Origin of the sequence: Tropicimonas sp. IMCC34011 (assembly GCF_003390865.1) — a bacterium.
Taxonomy (GTDB): Bacteria; Pseudomonadota; Alphaproteobacteria; order Rhodobacterales; family Rhodobacteraceae; genus Tropicimonas_B.
On record NZ_QMEJ01000002.1, the window covers coordinates 515,956 to 536,213 of the forward strand.

At 68.5% G+C, this 20,258-nt stretch carries 18 protein-coding genes; 9 read left to right on the forward strand and 9 right to left on the reverse strand.

Annotation, left to right across the window (positions count from 1 at the left end):
• Positions 1-63: 63 nt before the first annotated feature.
• Positions 64-2,274 (reverse strand): primosomal protein N', encoded by a 2,211-nt coding sequence (locus tag DQG15_RS08835; RefSeq protein WP_198665113.1) that lies wholly within the window; start codon positions 2,272-2,274, stop codon positions 64-66.
• Between the two features lie 177 nt (positions 2,275-2,451).
• Between DQG15_RS08835 and fsa the strand changes: the two genes are divergently transcribed.
• From fsa to DQG15_RS08855, 4 genes are all read left to right on the forward strand, one after another.
• Positions 2,452-3,105: a fructose-6-phosphate aldolase gene (gene fsa, locus DQG15_RS08840; protein ID WP_116084505.1), complete on the forward strand. Its 654-nt coding sequence runs from the start codon at positions 2,452-2,454 to the stop codon at positions 3,103-3,105.
• A gap of 33 nt (positions 3,106-3,138) precedes the next feature.
• On the forward strand, positions 3,139-3,870 hold the full coding sequence (locus tag DQG15_RS08845; RefSeq protein ID WP_232830772.1) for a DUF484 family protein: 732 nt from the start codon (positions 3,139-3,141) through the stop codon (positions 3,868-3,870).
• The gene (locus DQG15_RS08850; RefSeq protein WP_116084748.1) at positions 3,867-4,802 is read left to right on the forward strand and encodes a tyrosine recombinase XerC; all 936 of its coding nucleotides are present in this window, start codon (positions 3,867-3,869) and stop codon (positions 4,800-4,802) included. The genes DQG15_RS08845 and DQG15_RS08850 overlap by 4 nt, the downstream gene beginning before the upstream one ends.
• Positions 4,803-4,874: 72 nt before the next feature.
• Entirely contained in the window at positions 4,875-5,573 is a 699-nt protein-coding gene (locus tag DQG15_RS08855) for a phosphatidylcholine/phosphatidylserine synthase (RefSeq protein WP_116084506.1), read from the forward strand.
• An 83-nt stretch (positions 5,574-5,656) separates the two neighbouring features.
• Here DQG15_RS08855 and DQG15_RS08860 read toward each other — a convergent pair whose 3' ends face one another.
• From DQG15_RS08860 to DQG15_RS08890, 7 genes are all read right to left on the reverse strand, one after another.
• Positions 5,657-5,908: a DUF3253 domain-containing protein gene (locus tag DQG15_RS08860; protein ID WP_232830773.1), complete on the reverse strand. Its 252-nt coding sequence runs from the start codon at positions 5,906-5,908 to the stop codon at positions 5,657-5,659.
• Positions 5,905-8,910: an isoleucine--tRNA ligase gene (ileS, locus tag DQG15_RS08865; protein ID WP_116084510.1), complete on the reverse strand. Its 3,006-nt coding sequence runs from the start codon at positions 8,908-8,910 to the stop codon at positions 5,905-5,907. The genes DQG15_RS08860 and ileS overlap by 4 nt, the downstream gene beginning before the upstream one ends.
• Positions 8,911-9,090: 180 nt before the next feature.
• A complete protein-coding gene (locus tag DQG15_RS08870) occupies positions 9,091-9,693 on the reverse strand; it encodes a LysE/ArgO family amino acid transporter (RefSeq protein ID WP_116084511.1) in 603 nt (200 codons plus the stop codon).
• 220 nt (positions 9,694-9,913) lie between these two features.
• Positions 9,914-10,654: a YebC/PmpR family DNA-binding transcriptional regulator gene (locus tag DQG15_RS08875; RefSeq protein ID WP_116084513.1), complete on the reverse strand. Its 741-nt coding sequence runs from the start codon at positions 10,652-10,654 to the stop codon at positions 9,914-9,916.
• 96 nt (positions 10,655-10,750) lie between these two features.
• A complete protein-coding gene (locus DQG15_RS08880) occupies positions 10,751-12,529 on the reverse strand; it encodes an SLC13 family permease (RefSeq protein ID WP_232830774.1) in 1,779 nt (592 codons plus the stop codon).
• A 34-nt stretch (positions 12,530-12,563) separates the two neighbouring features.
• Positions 12,564-13,376, reverse strand: coding sequence for a TIGR00282 family metallophosphoesterase (locus DQG15_RS08885; protein WP_116084515.1), 813 nt, complete (start codon positions 13,374-13,376; stop codon positions 12,564-12,566).
• A 96-nt stretch (positions 13,377-13,472) separates the two neighbouring features.
• On the reverse strand, positions 13,473-14,903 hold the full coding sequence (locus DQG15_RS08890) for a Glu/Leu/Phe/Val dehydrogenase (protein ID WP_116084517.1): 1,431 nt from the start codon (positions 14,901-14,903) through the stop codon (positions 13,473-13,475).
• A 268-nt stretch (positions 14,904-15,171) separates the two neighbouring features.
• Between DQG15_RS08890 and DQG15_RS08895 the strand changes: the two genes are divergently transcribed.
• The 3 genes from DQG15_RS08895 (at position 15,172) to DQG15_RS08905 (ending at position 17,917) form a co-directional block, all read left to right on the forward strand.
• Entirely contained in the window at positions 15,172-16,746 is a 1,575-nt protein-coding gene (locus DQG15_RS08895; protein ID WP_116084518.1) for a VWA domain-containing protein, read from the forward strand.
• Positions 16,743-17,300 carry a TadE/TadG family type IV pilus assembly protein gene (locus DQG15_RS08900; protein WP_116084520.1) on the forward strand — a complete coding sequence of 186 codons (558 nt, stop codon included), beginning with the start codon at positions 16,743-16,745 and terminating at the stop codon, positions 17,298-17,300. The genes DQG15_RS08895 and DQG15_RS08900 overlap by 4 nt, the downstream gene beginning before the upstream one ends.
• Positions 17,301-17,365: 65 nt before the next feature.
• Positions 17,366-17,917 (forward strand): TadE/TadG family type IV pilus assembly protein, encoded by a 552-nt coding sequence (locus DQG15_RS08905; protein ID WP_157968945.1) that lies wholly within the window; start codon positions 17,366-17,368, stop codon positions 17,915-17,917.
• On the opposite strand, the gene DQG15_RS08910 is transcribed toward DQG15_RS08905, so the two are convergent.
• Complete coding sequence (locus tag DQG15_RS08910; protein WP_116084524.1) at positions 17,911-18,390, reverse strand: hypothetical protein; 480 nt, start codon at positions 18,388-18,390, stop codon at positions 17,911-17,913. The genes DQG15_RS08905 and DQG15_RS08910 overlap by 7 nt on opposite strands.
• 128 nt (positions 18,391-18,518) lie before the next feature.
• On the opposite strand from DQG15_RS08910, the gene DQG15_RS08915 reads away from it, so the two are divergent.
• Positions 18,519-18,818: a hypothetical protein gene (locus tag DQG15_RS08915; protein ID WP_116084525.1), complete on the forward strand. Its 300-nt coding sequence runs from the start codon at positions 18,519-18,521 to the stop codon at positions 18,816-18,818.
• A 125-nt stretch (positions 18,819-18,943) separates the two neighbouring features.
• Complete coding sequence (locus DQG15_RS08920; RefSeq protein WP_116084527.1) at positions 18,944-20,230, forward strand: homoserine dehydrogenase; 1,287 nt, start codon at positions 18,944-18,946, stop codon at positions 20,228-20,230.
• Positions 20,231-20,258: the final 28 nt, after the last annotated feature.

Genomic DNA, 20,258 nt, shown 5'->3' on the forward strand with positions numbered 1-20,258 from the left:
CCTTGGCACCGGATATAAGGCGCCCCGGGCGGATTTACAGCCGCCGCCCGGCTCACCGCCGCGTCAGTAGAAGCTCTGCGGATCGATATCGACGGCGAGGCGCAGGTTCGTCGGCAAACGGAACTGCGCCACCCACTCCGCCACGGCCGGCTGGAGCGGCGCGCCCTTCGCCGCCTTCACCAGAAGGCGCACCCGGTGCCGCCCCCTGATCCGCGCGATCGGAGCGGGCGCCGGCCCGAAGACCTGTGCCCCGATCTTCCTGAGAGGCCCGTCCTGCCGCGCCATCGCCGCCCCGAGGTCGAACACGGACGCGACATCGGGGGAGGACAGCACGATCCCCGCCATGCGGCCGTAGGGCGGCATGCCGGCGGCGCGCCGCTCCTCCGCCTCCGCCTGCCAGAACCCCTCCTCGTCCCCCGACAGGATCGCCCGGATCACCGGATGCTCCGGCTGCCAAGTCTGAAGGAGCGCGGCCCCCTCGCGGCCCGCCACCCGCCCGGCGCGCCCTGCGACCTGACGCACCTGCTGGAACGTGTGCTCCGCCGCGCGCAGGTCCGACCCCTGCAGCCCCAGATCGGTGTCGATGACGCCGACGAGGGTCAGGAGCGGAAAGTTATGCCCCTTCGCGACGAGCTGCGTGCCGATGATGATATCCGCCCCGCCCTCGGCAATGTCCGCCACGCGGGCCTTCAGCGCCCGCGCCGAGCCGAAGAGGTCGGAGGAGAGAACGGCGATCCGCGCTTCGGGCCAATGCGCCGCGGCTTCCTCCGCCAGCCGCTCGACGCCGGGACCGACCGGAGCGAGCTTGCCCTCGACCTCGCAGGCGGGACAGGCCGGCGGGATCGGCTTCGTCTCACCGCATTGATGGCAGACGAGACGCTTCTGGAACCTGTGCTCCACCATCTTCGCGTCGCACTGATCGCATCCGATCTGGTGCCCGCAGGCCCGGCAGACGGTCACCGGCGCATAGCCCCGGCGGTTGAGGAAGAGGAGCGCCTGCTCTCCCTTCTCCAGCCGCGCCGCGACGGCACCCTTGAGCGACGGAGAAATCCAGCTGGACGCCTCCATCGCCTCGGCGCGCATGTCGATCGCGTCCAGCCGGGGCATCCGCGCTTCGCCGTGACGGGCGGCGAGGTCGAGCCGGTCGTACTTTCCCGCCTCGGCGTTCGCCCATGTCTCGAGCGACGGCGTCGCCGAGGCGAGGATCACGCGTGCACCGTTCAGCGAGGCGCGGAGCACCGCCATGTCCCGCGCATTATAGAGGACGCCGTCTTCCTGCTTGTAGGATCCGTCATGCTCCTCGTCGACGACGATGAGGCCGAGGTCATGGAACGGCAGGAAGAGCGCCGAGCGCGCGCCGACCACCAGCGAGGCCCCGTTCGCCGCGACCATCCGCCAGACGCGGCGTCGCTCGGTCTGCGTCACACCCGAATGCCACTCCGCCGGCTTCGCTCCGAACCGCGCCTCGACGCGGGAGAGGAACGCGCCCGTCAGCGCGATCTCCGGGAGAAGGACGAGCGCCTGCCGCCCCCGCGCGAGGCATTCGGCCACCGCTTCGAGATAAACTTCCGTCTTGCCGGACCCGGTGACCCCCTTCAGGAGGGTCGTCCCGTACTGCCCCGAGGCCACCCCCTCGCGCAGTATCCCGGACGCCGCGGCCTGCTCCGCGCTCAGCTCCACGCCCGGTCGGCTCGGATCGAGCGTCGGGAACGGCCCGTCCCGCGGCGTCTCCACCTCGGCGACGACGCCCTGCTTCACCAAGCCCTTCACGACGCTCGTGCCGCAGCCCGCAAGCTGTGCGAGTTCGCCAAGGGCGAACGGCAGCCCGCCATATTCGTCCAGCACATCCAGAACGCGGCCGCGGGCCTCGGTCATCCGGTCCGGCTCGCCCTCGCCCCGGACATAGACGCGCTTGAGCGCCTCCCCCTCCCCGAGGCCCGGCGCACGGGTGGCAAGCCGGAGCATCGAGGGAAGCGGTGTCAGCGTGTAGTCCGCGGCGCGGGCGATGAACTCTCGCAGCTCGGTCCGCACCGGCTCCGCCTCGAGACAGCCGGAGACAGGGCGCAACCGGGCGCGATCGACCTCCCCCGTCCCCGGGCCCCAGATCAGACCCATCACCTGGCGCGGCCCGAGCGGCACGGAGACGAACGCGCCGAGGGTGCAGCCGCCCTCCGGCGCGAGATAGTCGAGCGGACGTCCCAGGGGCTGGGTCGTCAACACCGACACCGGAGCGCCGGCCGGGAAATGCCGCTGATCGTCGTCGTGGGAGCGCAAGGCGGGTCGCCCTCCGGCCGCATGGGGGATGGGAACGGCGAAAATGCGCCCCGTGAGGCCGGACCGCAACCGCCTGCGGACGCCGCCGGGGGTTTTTATGCCCCGGCGATTGCGCTACCTCCAGACGGGAAACGGCGGCGCCGACGGCGTGTCGCCGATACGACAGGAGTACCCGAGATGAAATTCTTCGCCGACACCGCCGACGTCGACGCGATCCGCGAGCTGAACGATGCAGGTCTGCTCGACGGCGTGACCACGAACCCCTCGCTGATCATGAAATCCGGCCGGGACTTCAAGGAAGTCGTGACCGAGATCGCGGGCTTCGTCGAAGGCCCCGTCTCCGCCGAAACCGTCGCCACCGATCACGAGACCATGCTGGCCGAGGGCCGTGAACTGGCCAAGATCGGCGACAACATCGCGATCAAGGTGCCGCTGACCCTCGACGGCCTGAAGACCTGCAAGGTGCTGTCGGGCGAGGGCCGCATGGTCAACGTCACGCTGTGCTTCTCCGCCAACCAGGCCCTCCTCGCGGCGAAGGCCGGCGCGACTTTCATCTCCCCCTTCATCGGGCGCCTCGACGACATCAATCTCGACGGCATGGAGTTGATCTCCGACATCCGGACGATCTACGACAATTACGGATTCGAGACCCAGATCCTGGCCGCCTCCATCCGCACGGTGAACCACGTCACCGAGGCTGCGCGGATCGGCGCCGATGTGGCGACGATGCCACCCGAGGTGATCAAGAAGCTCGCCGACCACCCGCTGACGACCAAGGGGCTGGACACGTTCCTCGCCGACTGGGAAAAGACCGGCCAGAAAATTCTCTGACCTGTCGGCCTCTTGACGGGCGGAGTTGAAGCGATGGACGAGATGGGTGACAGCATGACGGACCCTGCGGTCGATCTGGGGGAGCTGCGCGACCGGATCATCGACGCGCCGGACGTGATCCTTGAGGATCGCGACATCATGCGCGCCCTCATCGCTGCCAACGAAAAGAGCATGGGCCACAACATCGTGGATCTGCGCGGCATCGCGATGGAGCGGCTCGAGGCGCGGCTCGACCGGCTGGAGGATACCCACCGGTCGGTCATCGCCGCGGCCTACGAGAATCTCAGCGGCACCAACCAGATCCACCGTGCCGTTCTGGCCCTGCTCGCCCCGGCCGATTTCGAAGGCTTCCTCGCCGCTCTCGGCGGGGAGGTCGCGGCGACCCTCCGGGTGGACGCCGTCCGTCTCGTTCTCGAGAGCGCGTCCGAGGAAGGCGACGCCGCGATCCAGCGCCTCGACGATGTGCTGACCGTGGTGCCGCCCGGGTTCATCGAAGGCTACGCCTCCGGGCGAGGCTCCGCCCCCGTCCGTCCCGTCACCTTGCGGCAGGCCCGCCCCGAGGAGGGCACCCGGCTCTATGGCGGCACGGCGGAGTGGATCAATTCCGAGGCGCTGCTGCGGCTCGATCTCGGCCCCGGCCGCCTGCCGGGCATGCTCGCCCTCGGCGCCGAGGACCCGCACCAGTTCAAGCCGAGCCAGGGAACGGATCTCCTCGGCTTCCTTGCCAGCGTCTTCGAGCGGCAGATGCGCCGCTGGCTGGGCTGACACACCACGCCCTCTCCCCCGCCCTGTCGGACGCGCTCGTCCGCTGGCTGGACCATCTCTCCGCCTCCCGCGGCGCGGCCGCCCATACCGTCACAGCCTATCGCAGAGACGTCTCGCAGTTCCTCGGTTTCCTCGCCGGGCATCTGGGCGGCGCTCCGGGCCCGGCGGATCTGGAAACGCTGCGCACCGCCGATATCCGCGCCTTCATGGCGCACGAGAGGGAGCGAGGGACCGGCGCCAGAAGCCGCGCCCGCGCCCTCTCCTCGGTCAAGAGCTTCGCCGGCTGGCTGGCGGAGCGGGAGGGGCTGGACCTGACCGCCATCCTCTCCGCCCGCGCCCCGGCCCATCGCCGCCGCCTGCCTCGCCCGCTCGAAGAGGAGGCCGCGAAGACCATGCTGTCGGCCATCGGGGACGACGCCGCGGAGCCCTGGATCGCCGCGCGGGACATCGCCGTCGTGACCCTTCTCTACGGCTGCGGCCTGCGGATCTCGGAGGCGCTCTCCCTTGTGGCCGCCGAAGCGCCGCTCGGTGAAACGCTGCGCATCCGCGGAAAGGGCGGCAAGGAGCGGGTCGTTCCCGTGCTGCCCGCTGCCCGGGACGCGGTCGAAGCCTATCGCCGCCTCCAGCCCTTCCCGCTCCGGGCCGCGGACTACCTCTTCCGCGGGGCCCGCGGCGGCCCGCTCAATCCCCGTATCCTGTCGGGCGCCATGGCCCGGACCCGCGCCGCGCTCGGCCTGCCCGCCACCGCGACGCCGCACGCCCTGCGGCACAGTTTCGCGACCCACCTGCTCTCCGCCGGCGGCGATCTGCGGGCGATCCAGATGCTGCTCGGCCATGCCTCCCTGTCCACCACGCAGGCCTATACCGCCGTGGACACCGCCCGCCTGATGGAGGTGTACGACGCCGCCCACCCGCAGGGCCGCAGGGACTGAGCCTCCCGCAAGGGGGCCGAGTTGCTGCCATTGTGGTTTGCACAGCGTTCCGCTTTCCTCCATGACAACGGGATGACATCAGCCGCCAGAGCCGCCCTCAGCGTCCACCTTCTCACCGCCACCGGCGCGGTCTTCGCCATGCTGGCGATGCTCGCCGCAACCGTGGGGGACTGGTCCACCATGTGGACATGGCTCGTCGTCGCCTTCGCGGTAGACGGCATCGACGGCCCGCTCGCGCGGAAATACGACGTGAAGACCAACGCACCGCAATATGACGGTGTGCTGCTCGACCTGATCATCGACTACCTGACCTACGTCTTCATCCCCGCCTACGCGCTCTTCATGTCCGGCCTCCTGCCGGGCTGGACCGGATGGCTCGCGATCATCGTGATCACCTTCGGATCGGTGGTCTATTTTGCCGACACGCGGATGAAGACGACGGACAATTCCTTCGCCGGCTTCCCGGGCTGCTGGAACATGATGGTCCTCGTGATCTTCGCGGTGGAGCCGAACTTCTGGGTGATCCTGGGGCTCGTCATCGCGCTCACCGCGGCGATGTTCACCAACCTGAAGTTCATCCACCCGGTGCGGACGAAACGCTGGCGGGCCGTGTCGCTGCCCGTCGCGCTCGCGTGGACGGCGTTTGGCGCGTGGGCGGCTTGGCTGGACTTCACCCCCGGAAGCTGGGCGTCCTGGGGGCTGGTCGCGACGTCGGTCTACCTGATCCTCGTCGGGATCGTGCAGCAGATCGTTCCCGAACGCCGCGCCTGACGCCGGCCCGTTCATCTTTCCATAAATACCCCGGGGGAGCCTGCCGCGGCAGGCGGGGGCAGCGCCCCCTCCCCGGCACCGCCCTAGTCGGCGCGTGCGAGCCGGATCGGGCCGGTCGCGGATACGGGATCTGCGGAGACGCCCTTCTGCGTCGCCCTGAGTTCACCCCCGCTCACGAGATCGCCCGCCACCCGGCGCACGTCCTCCATCAGGGGGCGCCAGTCGGACGCCATGGCCCGCGCGACCTCCGAGGGGCAGAACGTCTTGTCCGCCCCCCGCTCCCGCGCCAGCCGGCGCAGCTCCGCCGCGATGGCCGCATCGTCCGCCTTGCTCAATACCCAAGCTCGGTCAGGGCGGCGTCGCACCGGCCGCAGACGCCGGCATGGTCGTGCCCGCCGACATCGGGCAGCACCTTCCAGCACCGTCCGCATTTCGCGCCATCGGCCCGGACCACCTCGACGCCCACGCCCGGCACGTCCTCGGAGCGGAACGCGTCCTGCGGCGCGGGATCGGTGGTCAGGCGAACGCCCGAGGTGATGCAGTAATCCGCGAAGAGCTCGGGATCCGTGACCTCGGACGCGTAGTCCTCGCTCAGGTGGACGATGGGGGCCGCTTCCAGCGAGGCGCCGATCTCCTTGTCCCGGCGGGCGATCTCCAGCGCGCCCGTCACCGTGCGGCGCGCGGCGCGCAGCTTGCGGATATGTGCCGCAAGGGTTTCGTCCTGCCAGCCCTCGGGAGTGTCCGGCATGTCGACGAGGTGCACGGAGCTGTCCTCGCCCGGATGCCGCTCCAGCCAGGCCTCCTCCATGGTGAAGGTCAGGATCGGCGCGAGCCAGGTCACGACGCGGTCGTAGATCGCGCCCAGGACCGCCTCACACGCCCGGCGCCGCTCGGAGGACGGCTCATCGCAATAGAGCGCGTCCTTGCGCACGTCGAAGTAGAACGAGGACAGGTCGAGGGTGCAAAGCTCGAAGACGCTCCGCCACGCCCGCTGGAAATCGTAGGCGGCATAGGCCGCGCGAACGTCCCGGTCCGTCTCCTGAAGCCGGTGAAGCACGAAGCGTTCGAGATCCGGCAGTCCGGAGATGTCCTCGGGAAGCGCCGGCACGTCCTCGGGCAGCGAGCCCAGGACGAAACGCAGGGTGTTGCGCAGGCGGCGATAGGCGTCCGCCGTGCCCTTCAGGATCTCGGGCCCGATGCGCTGGTCCGCCGTGTAGTCCGACTGGGACACCCAGAGACGCAGGATATCGGCGCCGTACTGGTTCACCACCTGCTCGGGCAGGATGGTGTTGCCGAGCGACTTGGACATCTTCATGCCCTTCTCGTCCAGCGTGAAGCCATGGGTGACGACGGCGCGATAGGGCGCCCGGCCCTTGGTGCCGCAGGCCTGCAGGAGGGAGGAGTGGAACCAGCCGCGATGCTGGTCCGTGCCCTCGAGATAGACATCCGCAATCCCGTCGGGGCTGCCATCCTCGCGATCGCGCAGCACGAAGGAGTGGGTCGAGCCACTGTCGAACCAGACGTCGAGGATGTCGAACACCTGCTCGTAGTCGTCCGGATTCGCCGCATCGCCGATGAACCGCGCCTTGGCGCCCTCCTCGTACCATGCATCGGCGCCCTCGGCCTCGAACGCCTCGACGATGCGCGCGTTCACGCTTGCGTCGCGCAGCAGGAAATCCGGATCGTCAGGCTTGGCGCCCACCTTGACGAAGCAGGTCAGCGGCACGCCCCAGGCGCGCTGGCGCGACAACACCCAGTCCGGCCGGGAGGAGATCATGGAGTGGAGGCGGTTGCGGCCCGTCTTCGGGGTCCATGTCACCAGCTCGTCGATGGAGGTCAGCGCACGCTCGCGGATCGTCTGACCGTACTCGTCGAGCCCGTCGCCGACCGGACGGTCGATGGCGGCGAACCACTGCGCCGTGTTGCGGAAGATCAGCGGCGCCTTGGAGCGCCAGCTGTGCGGGTAGGAGTGCGTGAGCTTTGCCCGCGCGACCATCCGCCCCTCGGCGGCGAGGCGCTTGATGACGGCCTCGTTCGCGCCGCCCTCCTTGCCGTTCGGCTTCACGATGACCTCGCCGCCGAAGAGCGGCAGATCCTCGCGGTAGGAGCCGTCCTCCATCACGTTGTAGGTCATCGGCAGACCGTGTTTTAGGCCGACCTGGTAATCGTCGTCCCCGTGGCTCGGCGCCGTGTGGACAAAGCCCGTGCCGGCATCGGAGGTGACGTGATCCCCCGGCAGGAGCGGCACATCGAAGTGCCACTCGCCGCCAGCCTCCTCGACGTTGCACAAGGGGTGGCCGAGGGAGATGCTGCGCAGCATGGCGGGGGTGATGTCCCGGACCTTCTTCCAGCCCGTCACCTTGGCCGCGGCGAAGGTGGCCTCCGCCAGATCGTCGGCGAGCATCACCCGCCGCCCGGTCTCGATCCAGTTGCCCTCGGGCGCCTCGGTGACCTCGTAGAGACCGTAGGCGATGTCCGGACCGTAGCAGACGGCGCGGTTCTGCGGGATGGTCCAGGGCGTCGTGGTCCAGATCACGACGGAGGCCTGCTGGAACTCCGCCGCAAGATCGGTGAGCGCATCCACCGGGTCCTCGCCGGTGACGGCGCCCGTCTCGATCAGCTCCTTGAAGGAGCCGTCCACGTCGGCGAAGTACCAGATCGGGAAGGCGACCCAGATCGCCGGGCTCGTCCGCTCGTGGTACTCTACCTCGGCCTCGGCCAAGGCGGTCTTCTCCACCGAGGACCACATCACGGGCTTGGAGCCCTGGTAGAGCGTTCCGTTCATCAGGAACTTCTGGAACTCCGCCGCGATCACCGCCTCGGCATGGAAGTCCATCGTGAGGTAGGGCGCGTCCCAGTTGCCGGTGATGCCGAGGCGCTTGAACTCGCCCCGCTGAATGTCGATCCAGCCTTCCGCGAAGGAGCGGCATTCGCGGCGGAGGTCCAGAACCGGAACCTCGTCCTTGCTCTTGCCCTTCGCGCGGTAGGCCTCCTCGATCTTCCACTCGATCGGCAGGCCGTGGCAGTCCCAGCCGGGAACGTAGCGCGCATCGCGGCCCATCATCTGCTGCGACCGGACGATCATGTCCTTCAGGATCTTGTTCAGGGCGTGACCGATATGCAGATGGCCGTTCGCGTAGGGCGGGCCATCATGCAGGATGAAGGGATCGCGCCCCGCGGCGCTCGAGCGCAGACGATGATAGACGTCCAGCCGCGTCCAGCGGTCGAGCCATTCGGGCTCCCGCTTCGGCAGGCCGGCGCGCATCGGGAACTCCGTCTGCGGCAGGTTCAGCGTGGATTTGAAATCGGTCTCGGGGGTCGTGGTCTCGGCGCACATCGGGCGGCGTCCTCGGATCTGTCGGGCGAAGGTAGGGCGAAGAGAGGCGCGGCTCGTAGGCGCGCCGAACGGGTCCCGGCGGCTGGATCAGCGCGCCGGGCCGATAATTCGCCGAAATGCGATCTGCTGCCCTGTCATGCGCCCCTCTTAATCGCGCCGCATCCAAGGGTCCAGCCTTGCTCAGTGGCCGAAAAGAAGCCCCGCCGCGATGGCCCACATCACCGCCGCGACGAGCAGGTCGAGGACGCGCCAGGCGGAGGGCCTCGCGAAGAGCGGCGCGAGGAGCCGTGCGCCGTAGCCGAGCGAGGTGAAGAAGACGAGCGAGGCGGACATCGCACCGAGCGCGAATTCGAGCCGCTGCCCCTCGAACCGCGCGCTGACCGAACCGAGGAGCACCACCGTGTCGAGGTAGACATGCGGGTTGAGCCAGGTCAGAGCGAGGCAGACGCCGATCGCGCGCAGTCGCGAGCCCGTCCCCTCCTCTGCCGCCTCAAGGGCCCCGGTGCCGCGAAGGGCGGATCGCAGCGAGAGCGCACCGTAGACGACAAGGAAGGCCGCCCCGCCGAGCCGCGCCACGGTGGCGAACCAGGGCGCGAGCTCCAGTATGGCGGCAAAACCGGCGACGCCCGCCCCGATCAGGGCCGCGTCCGAGAGCGCACAGACCGCGACCACCGAGAAGACGTGCGCGCGCCGCAGGCCCTGCCGGAGGACGAACGCATTCTGAGCCCCGATCGCCAGAATGAGCGACAGACCGATCGCGAACCCCTGAAGCGCGGCATTCATGCAGGATCAATCCTCTTCAGAACCTGTCATCCGATCCCGGGCGCCACCCGTGGTTCGGGCGGCATTCCCGCATGGCCGTGGGCGTCTCCGGCATCGAGGCGGCTTTATAGACAGCCCCGAAGCGGTGCATCTCGGGAGATTGCCCCGGCACAGTGACGCGAGTCAAAACGGCGGGCCGTAGCCCGCCGCGGTGATAGGTCGTGCCGCGCGGGAACGCCTCTCAGAGCTGCGCCATCACCTCGTCCGACACTTCGAAATTCGCCGTGACGCGCTGAACGTCGTCGTCATCCTCGAGCACGTCGATCAGCTTCATGAGCTTGGTGGCGCCGTCGAGGTCGAGCTCGGTGGTCGTCGTCGGCTTCCAGACGAGCTTGGTCGACTCGCTCTCCCCCAGCTCTTCTTCCAGCTTGGACGAGACGTCGTTGAGGTCCGTATCGGCGCAGTAGATCACGTGCCCCTCCTCGGAATGCTCGACATCCTCGGCGCCGGCCTCGATCGCGGCCATCATCACCGTGTCCTCATCGCCGGCGGCCGCGGTGTACACGATCTCGCCCTTGCGCTCGAACATGAAGGAGACGGAGCCCGTCTCACCGAGATTTCCGCCATGCTTGCCGAAGGTGGAGCGCACGGTGGAGGCGGTGCGGTTGCGGTTGTCGGTCATCGCCTCGACGATCACGGCAACGCCGCCGGGGCCGTAGCCCTCGTAGCGGATTTCCTCGTAATCGTCGCCGTCGCCGCCGGTCGCCTTGTTGATCGCGCGGTCGATCACGTCCTTGGGGACGGAGTTCGACTTGGCTTCCTTCACCGCGAGGCGCAGACGGGGGTTCTTCTCGGGATCGGGATCGCCCATCTTCGCGGCGACGGTGATCTCCTTGGAGAGCTTGGAGAACAGCTTGGACCGCGCGGCGTCCTGACGACCCTTGCGGTGCTGGATGTTGGCCCATTTGGAATGGCCGGCCATGGATGCCTCCCGAACTCGTGCCGATGAGAGAAGTTTGTGCGAGAGCGTCCTATACCGGCGAGTGGCCGCTTGGGCAATATGGCGCTGCGCCTGCCCTCACATCGGCCAGATCAGCGGGATGAGAACGCTCGCCGAACAGGCCAGCAAGAGGTTGAGCGGGATACCGACCTTCAGGAAGTCCGCAAAGCGATATCCTCCGGGGCCGTAGACCATCATGTTGGTCTGGTAGCCGATGGGGGTCGAAAAGGCGGACGACGCGGCGAACATGACCGCCACCACGAGGGGACGCGGGTCGAAGCCGAGCGCGAGCGCCACCTCGATGGCGATGGGTGTGACGATGACGGCCACCGCGTTGTTCGAGATCGTCTCGGTCAGGATCGATGTGATGATGTAGACCGCGAAGACCACCGCCATCGGCGGCAATCCGGTCAGCCAGGGCTCGATCCCGCCGACGAGATACGCCACAGCGCCGGACGCCTCGAGCCCCGCACCGACGACGAGCATCGCGAAGATGAGGGCGAGGAGGCGTCCGTCCACGAAGGAGAAGGCCTCCTCGGCATCGACGCAGCGCGCCAGAAGGATCAGCGCGACGGCGCCGAGGGCGAGGACCAGGATCGGCGCGACCCCGCTGGCGGCCAGGAGCACGACGCCCGCAAGTGCCCCGACCGCGATCGGCCAGTGACCGCGGCGGAAGGCGCGTTCGGTCGGCCTCGAGACGTCCACGAGGTCCATGTCCGCGGCGAGCCGCTCGATATCCGCCGGCGCCCCTTCGAGCAGGAGCGTGTCACCGACGCGGACCACCACATCGTCCAGCTTCCGGCCGATGTTCTGGCTCCGCCGGTGGACCGCGAGGGGATACACGCCGTATCGGCGCCTGAGGCGCATGGCGCCGAGCGACCGGCCGACCATCCGCGCGCCGGGCTGGATCAGCACCTCCACCGTCTGCGTCTCGGTCGAGGACAGCTTGTCCAGCGCCCGGAGCTGCTTGTTCTCCTGAAGCGAGAGGAGTTCCGCCATCTCGGTCCTGAGAACGACGCGGTCGCCGACCTCCAGGACGACGGCGGCCATGTCCCGGCGGAGGGAGGCATCGCCGCGCAGCACGTCCACGAGGCGGACGCCCTCGCGGCGGAACGCATCCACCTCGACCGCATGCTTGCCGATGAGGGGGCTGCCCTCCGGCAGGGCGACCTCGGTGAAGTAGCGCATCTTCCGGCGGTTCGCGAGGGTGCCGCCAAGGGACGTCCGCTCGGGCAGGATCCGCCGCCCGACAAGGGCAATGTAGAGCAGACCGAGCGCGAGCTGGACGAGGCCGAGGGGCGCGATCTCGAAGATGCTGAACGGCTCCATTCCCCGCTGCCGCGCGACGCCGTCCACGAGGAGGTTCGTCGAGGTGCCGATGAGCGTTATCGTGCCGCCGAGGATCGCGGCATAGGACAGCGGGATCAGGAGCTTGGACGGCGCGACGCCGAGGCGGTGGGCGACCTGGACGAAGACGGGGATCATCACCACGACGACGGGGGTGTTGTTCATGAAGGCGCTGCCGAGCGCGACGCAGACGATGAGCCCCGCCAGCGTCACGATGGGTCGCGCATCCACCTGCCGCTCCGCGAGCTGGGTCAGCGCCTCCAGCGAGCCGGTGCGCACGAGGCCGCCCATCACCATGAACATCAGGAGGATCGTCCAGGGCGCGGGGTTCGCCAGCGTTTCCCGCGCCGTCTCGTAGGGCACGATGCCGGTCAGCAGCATCGCCGCGGCGCCGCCCAGCGCCACGACCTCGGCCGGAAAGCGCTCCCGCAGGAACATCACGAACATCGACGCGACGATCACGCCCGCGAGGATCGCCTCCCCCGGACCCGAAAGGAGATCGGCGATCACCCGCGCCTCCGGACGCCCGGGCCGGGCGGACGCGTCATGGACCGGCCGGCGGCAGGAGGCCGCCCTGCCGCACCATCTCGACCCGCGTGGCGGCGCCGGTGCGGTCGTCCGTTTCGACATAGAGACCGGAGAGGGTCGCCTCCCCCGCCGCGGGCTCGAATCGGCCCTTGGACATGCCGGAGATGAAGCGCCGCATCGGCTCGTCCTTCTTCATGCCGATGACGCTGTTGTAATCGCCGCACATTCCCGCGTCCGACAGGGCCGCGGTGCCGCCGGGCAGGATCCGCGCATCCGCGGTCGGAACGTGGGTGTGCGTCCCGACGACGATGCTCGCCCGGCCGTCGCAGAAATGGGCGACGCCCATCTTCTCGCTCGTGGCCTCGGCATGGATGTCGATGAGGGAGGCCTGCACCATTCCGCCGCGCGGGTGCTTCGACAGGACGGCATCGAGGGCGGAGAAGGGGTCGTCGAACGGCCGCTTCATGAAGACCTGCCCCAGCACCTGCGCCACCAGCACCTTCTTGCCGCCGGCGGCGGTAAAGACCCGCGCGCCGACGCCGGGCGCCGTCTTTGCGTAATTGATCGGGCGGATGATCCGCGGCTCCTGGTCGACGTAGCGGAGCATGTCGGACTGGTCGAAAGCATGGTCGCCGAGTGTGACGCAGTCGGCCCCCGCCTCGAAGATCCCCTTCGCATGGTCCGCGGACAGGCCAACGCCGTGGGTGGCATTCTCGCCGTTGACCACGACGAAATCGAGCTTCCACGCTGCCCTCAGGCCAGGCAGCCTTTCAGTGATCGCGGCGCGCCCCGCGCGCCCCATGACATCGCCAAGAAATAGAATACGCATGATCCATCCAGACCATGCGCCTGCCGCATTGGCAACCTGAGGCGCGCCGTGGACGCGACAGGCGTGGCACGGGCGCCCCGCCGGCCCCCAAGAGCGTCAGAGGCCCTTGGCGCGGTAGCTCTGGGCGATCCGGTCGATCGAGACGAGGTAGGCCGCGACGCGCAGGTCCGGTACGTCCTCCCGGCTGTGCCAGACCTGCCGCATGGCCTGATATGCCGTGCGCATGGTGTCATCGAGGCCGGACCGGACCAGTTCCAGCTCGTCCGCGCCGCGCAGGTAGCGCTCCTTGAAGCCGGGGCTCAGGGTCCAGCCGACGCCGCTGTCGGCCGACAGGCGTTCCAGCTCGTCCACGATGACCTGGTGCCGCGATTCCTCCTGCCGGCGTTGCATCCGGCCGAACCGGATATGGGACAGGTTCTTCACCCATTCGAAGTAACTGACCGTGACGCCGCCGGCATTGGCGTACATGTCCGGAATGATGATCGTGCCGCGCTTGCGCAGGATCTCGTCCGCACCCGCGGTAACGGGGCCGTTCGCCGCCTCGATGATCAGAGGTGCCCGGATACGCTCGGCGTTGGACAGGTTGATGACGCCTTCGAGGGCGGCAGGGATCAGGATGTCGCACTCCGTCTCCAGCACCGCCGCGCCGTCCTCGACATAGGTGCCAGAGCCATAGCCGCGCACCCCGCCATGAGCCCCGATCCAGTCCCTGAGTGCTTCGATGTCTATGCCGTCGGGATCGGTGATCGCGCCGTCCCGCTCAATCACGCCGACGATGAGCGCGCCGTCTTCCTCCGACAGGAACTTCGCGGCGTGGTAGCCCACGTTGCCGAGGCCCTGAACGACGATACGCTTGCCCGCGAGCTGTCCTGAAAGCTGAGCGATGGCGACATCCTCGGGATGCCGGAAAAACTCCCGGAGAGCGTATTGCACGCCCCGTCCCGTCGCTTCCACGCGGCCCTTGATGCCGCCGGCATGGATCGGCTTGCCGGTGACGCAGGCATTGCCGTTGATGTCGGTGGTGTTCATCCGGCGGTACTGGTCGGCAATCCAGGCCATCTCCCGCTCGCCGGTGCCCATGTCCGGCGCGGGGACGTTCTGGCTGGGATGGATCAGGTCGCGCTTGATGAGCTCGTAGGCGAAGCGGCGGGTGATGCGCTCCAGCTCGTGTTCGTCCCACTCGCGCGGATCGATGCAGAGCCCGCCCTTGGAGCCGCCGAAGGGCGTTTCGACCAAGGCGCACTTGAAGGTCATCAGCGCCGCCAGCGCCTCGACCTCGTCCTGGTTGACGTCCATCGCGTAGCGGATGCCGCCTTTCACGGGCTCCATGTGTTCCGAATGGACGGAGCGGTATCCGGTGAAGGTGTGGATCGAGCCGCGGAGCCGGACCCCGAAGCGCACCGTGTAGGTCGCGTTGCAGACCCTGATCTTCTCCTCGAGGCCGGGGGAGAGGTCCATCAGCGCGACAGCGCGGTTGAACATCAGATCCACGCTCTCGCGGAATGTCGGCTCCTTAACGTCGCTCATCTCGTTCTCCTCCTGCCACCGACCGTTCAGGTAGACGCCGCCCGGTCCGGGTCCAGCGTCCGAATCGGCACGGCCGGGGACGGCATACCACCCTTGTGGAGATGAATTGCAAATCTTGCGTTAAACCTCCGCGGTCATTTGCCGGAAAGTCGGGCCGATACCGGGGTGTTTTCACCCGCTCTCCCCACCCGTGCCGCAATTTCGAACGGTTTCACCGATCTAGAGACACTCGTGGAAGAGTATCCGCCGATCAGAGTGCAGGTGATCCATGGCCAAGGGGCCCACCAAGACCAGTGACGAGAGTTCCGTTCTCCGCCGCGCCCTCGCGCGGTTCGTCGGGGAGCAGCATGGCGGGCTCGTGATCTTCTCGCTTTTCCTGCTCTCGGGCATGTTGCTCGCGGTCAGCGTCGGCCTCGACACCATGAGGTTCGAGCTGCGGCGCACCCAGCTTCAGAACACCCTCGACAACGCCGTCCTCGCCGCCGCCGATCTCGACCAGACCCTCGAGCCGCAGGACGTGGTGCGGGATTATTTCGACCGCGCCGGCCTCGACAATCTGTCCGTGGACGTGAGTGTGGAAGAGGGGCTGAACTACCGCTCCGTCAGCGCCTCCACCAGCGACGAGATCCGCACCCTCCTGATGCGCCTCGTCGGGATCGACACGCTGAAGACCCCGGCCGCCGGGACCGCGAACGAGACGATCATGAAGGTCGAGATCTCGCTCGTTCTCGACAATTCAGGCTCCATGGGGAGCTACGGCCGCCTGAACCTGCTGAAGGATGCGGCGAAGGACTTCGTCGACACCGTCCTCGGCAAGGCCACCGAGCAGGACCGCATTTCGATCAACATCGTGCCGTTTGCCACGCAGGTGAATGCCGGGGAAGATCTGCTGAAGCACTACAACGTCTCGCAGGAGCATCGTTACTCGTGGTGCGTCGACTTCCGCAGCGAGGACTTCACGACGCCGGCGATCCTTCCCAATCAGCGCCTCCAGCGCACCGGGCATTTCGAGATCTCCACCTACAGCAAGCCGCCCGACCCCAACATGTTCGTATGCCCGATCCTCGAGAGCCGGGAGATCACCGTGATGGAGAGCGATATCCAGGCGCTGCACGACCGGATCGACAGTTTCTGGGCGCAGGGCAACACCTCGATCGACATCGGCGCCAAGTGGGGGGCTGCGCTGCTCGATCCCGCTACCCGCCCGATCATCGCCGACATGATCGGGGACGGGGCGGTCTCGAGCCAGTTCAACGGACGCCCCTACAACTACGACGAGGAGGACGCGCTCAAGGTCCTCGTCGTCATGTCCGACGGCGAGAACACCAGTCAACATTACCTCAGGGACGAATTTTCGTCCGGCACGGCCGACATCTACTACGACCGGACTAACGGACGGGAATCGCTCTACTACCGCTATTACGGCAATAACTACTGGTACTGGTTCACCGACGGGGATTGGCATTCCGCTCCCTACCGGAACTGGGACCGTGCCCGCACGATGACCTGGCCCGAGCTATGGGCGAGCCGTTCCGTGGCCAACTACGCCTATTACGACCGGACTGAAGCGCTCGGCGGCAACTGGCGCAACTACTACGACGAGGTCTATTCCTCCATCGGCACGAACACCAAGAACAGCCGGACCTCGGCAATCTGCGAGGCGGCGAAGAATGCCGGCGTCGTCGTGTTCACCATCGGCATGGAGACGCGCGGCAACGGTGACGATACGCTGAGCGATTGCGCCTCCACCACCTCCCACTTCTTCGACGTCAGGGCGATCGAGATCGCGCAGGCTTTTTCCTCGATCGCGCGCCAGATCAACCAGCTGAGGCTGACCCAATGAGCGCCGCGCGACCCCGGCACTCCGCGCTGCGGCATGCCCTGCACCGCTTCGCCCGGGACGAGACCGGGACGGCGACGATCGAGTTCGTCATCCTCTTCCCGATCTTCATGGTCGTCTTCCTGTCCACCCTCGAGGGGGGGTTCCTCCAGGTGCGCCAGGTCATGCTGGACCGCGCGACGGACCTGTCCGTGCGGGAGCTGCGCCTCGGCCTCGAGGCCAGCCCGACCCATGAGAAGCTCCGCGACCGCATATGCGAGTATGCCACCGTCATCCCGGATTGCCGAAACAGCCTCGTGGTGGAGCTGACGCGGGTCAGCAAGGACGACTGGACGGCGGGCACGAGCGGCGTGCGCTGTGTGGACAAGGAGGAGGACGTCGCCCCCGTCACTGCCTTCGTGCCCGGCGGACAGCACGACATGATGCTGCTCAGGGTCTGCGCCGTGGTCCGGCCGATCTTCCCGACCACCGGCCTCGGCCTTGCCCTGCAGCGACAGACCGAGGATTACTACGCCCTCGTTGCCCGCGCCGCCTTCGTCAACGAGCCCCGCTCATGACCGCCCGCCCCTGCCCCGCTGGCCGATCTCGGGCGCGCCTCGCAGTCGCGCGCGTCCGGGCCGCCATGGCCGCATTCGCCGCCGATTGCCAAGGCTCGCTTTCGGTGGAGGCCGTGCTCGCCCTGCCGCTCCTGTGCTGGTTCTACGTCGGCTCCTTCGTCTGGTTCGACGCGTACCGTGCCCAGACGACGAACGCCCGCGCCGCCTACACCATCGCGGACATGATCAGCCGCGAATCGGGCGTCGATACCGGCTATCTTGCCGGCCTCGTGAACGTCTTCGACTTCATGACGGTGAAGGGCGGGCCGCCCACCGTGCGGATCAGCTCCGTCCGCTGCCGGGGCAATTGCGACGATCCTTCCGGCCGTCAGCTGGATGTCTGCTGGTCCTGGGTGAACCGCGAGGGGAGGGCCGGACTCGGCAGCGGCGATCTTGCGGGCCTCGACGGTCGCATCCCGATGATGCCGCTCGGTGACACGCTGATCCTCACCGAGACCGCGCTGTCCTACGAGCCGGCCTTCAACGTGGGATTGCCGACGTTGGATCTCGAGCAGTTCGTCGTGACCCGCCCCCGCTTCGCGCCCGAGGTCGAGAACGGCAGCGAGAGCTGCTACTGAGCCGTCCGCTCGGCCACGAGGAGAGACAGCCCCTCGGCCATCGCCTTGGTGCGCGACGGTGCCGTCAGTCCGCCGACGCCGACGCGCCGACCGACCCGCCACCACAGGCCGGGGGACCAGTGCATACCGCCCGGCTCCGACAGCCGCACCAGGAAGCCGTTCGACGGCTTCACAGCAAGGACGCCCCGGTCCACGCCCACCACCTTGGAGACGCGGAAGATCTCACGCCCCTCTCCGTCGGTCAGCGCCTCCCGCGTCAGGATCAGCTCCGCCCGGCCCGCGCGGAAAAGTGCGACGGCGCCTGCGAGCGCTCCCGCGGCAAGCGCGATCACGAAGAGCCGCCCGACGAGCGACAGGGCCGGTTCCGAGAGCGCGAGCCAGAAGCAGAGCGCCGCGAGGACGCCGAGGGTCGCCGTGCCGAACAGGGCCCGCGGCCGCGATGCGCTCGTCCGCGCGAGGATCTCGCTCTCCATGCCTGTCTCCCCGGTCTGGCCCGCGGCAGGTATGACCCGCGCGGGCGGCGGCGCGCAAGCTCCGCGGTCTGGACGGCACGGGCCCGCGCGGGGTACCTTCGCCCCGCCGACGCCCGGAGTGCCCGCTGATGCCTGTCCGATCGATCTCCCTCGCGCTCGCGCTCCTCGCCGGGGCCGCCTGCGCCCCCTTCCCGGATCTCGATGCGGTCACCAGCGATCAGGCCCGCGCCGCGCCCTACCCTTCCCTCGTCGCCCTCGATCCCATCCTCGCCGAGGCGCGCGCGGCCCGCGCCGGCACCGATCCCGGCCCGATGACCGCCGCCGAGGCGGAAGCTCTCCGCCGCCGGGCGGAGCGCCTCGATGGCCCGGTGGTCGACGCAGAGACCAAGCGGCGCATGGCCGAGGCCCTAGACCGGCGGGACGGCTGAGGCGACGCCGCCCGTCTCACTCGCCCCGGCCGCCCCGCGTTGCGCCCCCTTCCCGAACCGGCTATCCCCTCCGCGCCTGTAGATTTCGGGGCCAGGCGCCCCTGCACGACGAGAGGATCACTGCCATGACCGAGCCGCTTCGACTGGGAATCGCCGGGCTCGGGACCGTCGGCGTCGGCGTCGTGCGGATCCTGCGCCGCAATGCCGAGATGATCGCCGCCCGGGCCGGCCGCCCGGTCCAGATCGTCGCCGTCTCGGCCCGCGAGCGCGCCCGCGACCGGGGCGTCGCTCTCACCGGGTATGACTGGGAAGACGATGCCGTCGCCCTCGCCCGGCGGGACGATATCGACGTCTATGTCGAGCTGATGGGCGGATCGGACGGACCGGCGAAGGCCTCCGTCGAGGCTGCGCTCGACAGCGGAAAGGATGTCGTCACCGCAAACAAGGCGCTCCTCGCGGTTCACGGCCTCGACCTTGCGGGCCGCGCCGAGGCGGCCGGCCGCACCATCCGCTTCGAGGCCGCCGTCGCCGGCGGCATCCCGGTGATGAAGGCGCTGACCGAAGGCCTCGCGGGCAACGAGATCACCCGCATCATGGGTGTGATGAACGGCACCTGTAACTACATCCTGACCCGGATGGAGAGCGCCGGCCTGCCCTACGAGGCCGTCTTCGAGGAAGCGAATGCACTGGGCTATCTCGAGGCCGATCCGACGCTCGATGTCGGCGGGATCGACGCCGCGCACAAGCTCACCCTTCTCGCCGCGGTCGGCTTCGGCGCCCGCGTGCCCTTCGAGGCGGTGCAGATCGAGGGGATCGAGCGGGTCTCCATCGAGGATATCGAGGCCGCCGCGCGCATGGGATACCGCGTGAAGCTGCTCGGCGTCGCGCAGATGACCGGACGCGGCCTCGAGGCCCGCATGTCGCCCTGTCTCGTTCCCGCCAATTCGCCGCTGGGCGAGCTCGACGGCGCAACGAACATGGTCGTCCTCGAGGGCGATGCGGTGGGCCAGATCGTGCTTCAGGGCGCCGGCGCCGGCGAAGGGCCGACCGCGAGCGCGGTCCTGTCTGACATCATCGACCTCGCGCGCGGCCTTCGCGTGCCGACCTACGGCGCGCCGACGAAAACACTGGGAGAGCTGAGGACCGCCGCCGCCGCCTCCCCCGCCCCCTACTATCTCAGGATGCGCCTCGAGGACCGGCCCGGCGCCCTCGCCCGGATCGCGACCGCCCTCGGTGAATGCGGCGTCTCCATCGACCGGATGCGCCAGACCGGACATGACGACATTTCCGCGCCCGTTCTCATCGTCACGCACAAGGCAAGCGCGGCGGACCTGCAGGCGGCGCTCGAGGCGTTCAAATCCACCGGCGTGCTGATTGGCGAGCCGGTCGCCCTGCGCATCGAGGACGTCTGAAGGGGGGGCGCCTGCGCCCCCCTCCTCC

What these genes read in the sequence shown, in the direction of transcription:
- DQG15_RS08915 (WP_116084525.1), top strand. Translation starts at nt 18,519, where the DNA reads ATGCCTGTCCGATCGATCTCCCTCGCGCTCGCGCTCCTCGCCGGGGCC.
- DQG15_RS08875 (WP_116084513.1), bottom strand. Translation starts at nt 10,654, where the DNA reads ATGGCCGGCCATTCCAAATGGGCCAACATCCAGCACCGCAAGGGTCGT.
- DQG15_RS08910 (WP_116084524.1), bottom strand. Translation starts at nt 18,390, where the DNA reads ATGGAGAGCGAGATCCTCGCGCGGACGAGCGCATCGCGGCCGCGGGCC.
- DQG15_RS08890 (WP_116084517.1), bottom strand. Translation starts at nt 14,903, where the DNA reads ATGAGCGACGTTAAGGAGCCGACATTCCGCGAGAGCGTGGATCTGATG.
- DQG15_RS08900 (WP_116084520.1), top strand. Translation starts at nt 16,743, where the DNA reads ATGAGCGCCGCGCGACCCCGGCACTCCGCGCTGCGGCATGCCCTGCAC.
- fsa (WP_116084505.1), top strand. Translation starts at nt 2,452, where the DNA reads ATGAAATTCTTCGCCGACACCGCCGACGTCGACGCGATCCGCGAGCTG.
- DQG15_RS08885 (WP_116084515.1), bottom strand. Translation starts at nt 13,376, where the DNA reads ATGCGTATTCTATTTCTTGGCGATGTCATGGGGCGCGCGGGGCGCGCC.
- DQG15_RS08905 (WP_157968945.1), top strand. Translation starts at nt 17,366, where the DNA reads ATGGCCGCATTCGCCGCCGATTGCCAAGGCTCGCTTTCGGTGGAGGCC.
- DQG15_RS08920 (WP_116084527.1), top strand. Translation starts at nt 18,944, where the DNA reads ATGACCGAGCCGCTTCGACTGGGAATCGCCGGGCTCGGGACCGTCGGC.
- DQG15_RS08855 (WP_116084506.1), top strand. Translation starts at nt 4,875, where the DNA reads ATGACATCAGCCGCCAGAGCCGCCCTCAGCGTCCACCTTCTCACCGCC.
- DQG15_RS08895 (WP_116084518.1), top strand. Translation starts at nt 15,172, where the DNA reads ATGGCCAAGGGGCCCACCAAGACCAGTGACGAGAGTTCCGTTCTCCGC.
- DQG15_RS08870 (WP_116084511.1), bottom strand. Translation starts at nt 9,693, where the DNA reads ATGAATGCCGCGCTTCAGGGGTTCGCGATCGGTCTGTCGCTCATTCTG.
- ileS (WP_116084510.1), bottom strand. Translation starts at nt 8,910, where the DNA reads ATGTGCGCCGAGACCACGACCCCCGAGACCGATTTCAAATCCACGCTG.
- DQG15_RS08845 (WP_232830772.1), top strand. Translation starts at nt 3,139, where the DNA reads ATGGACGAGATGGGTGACAGCATGACGGACCCTGCGGTCGATCTGGGG.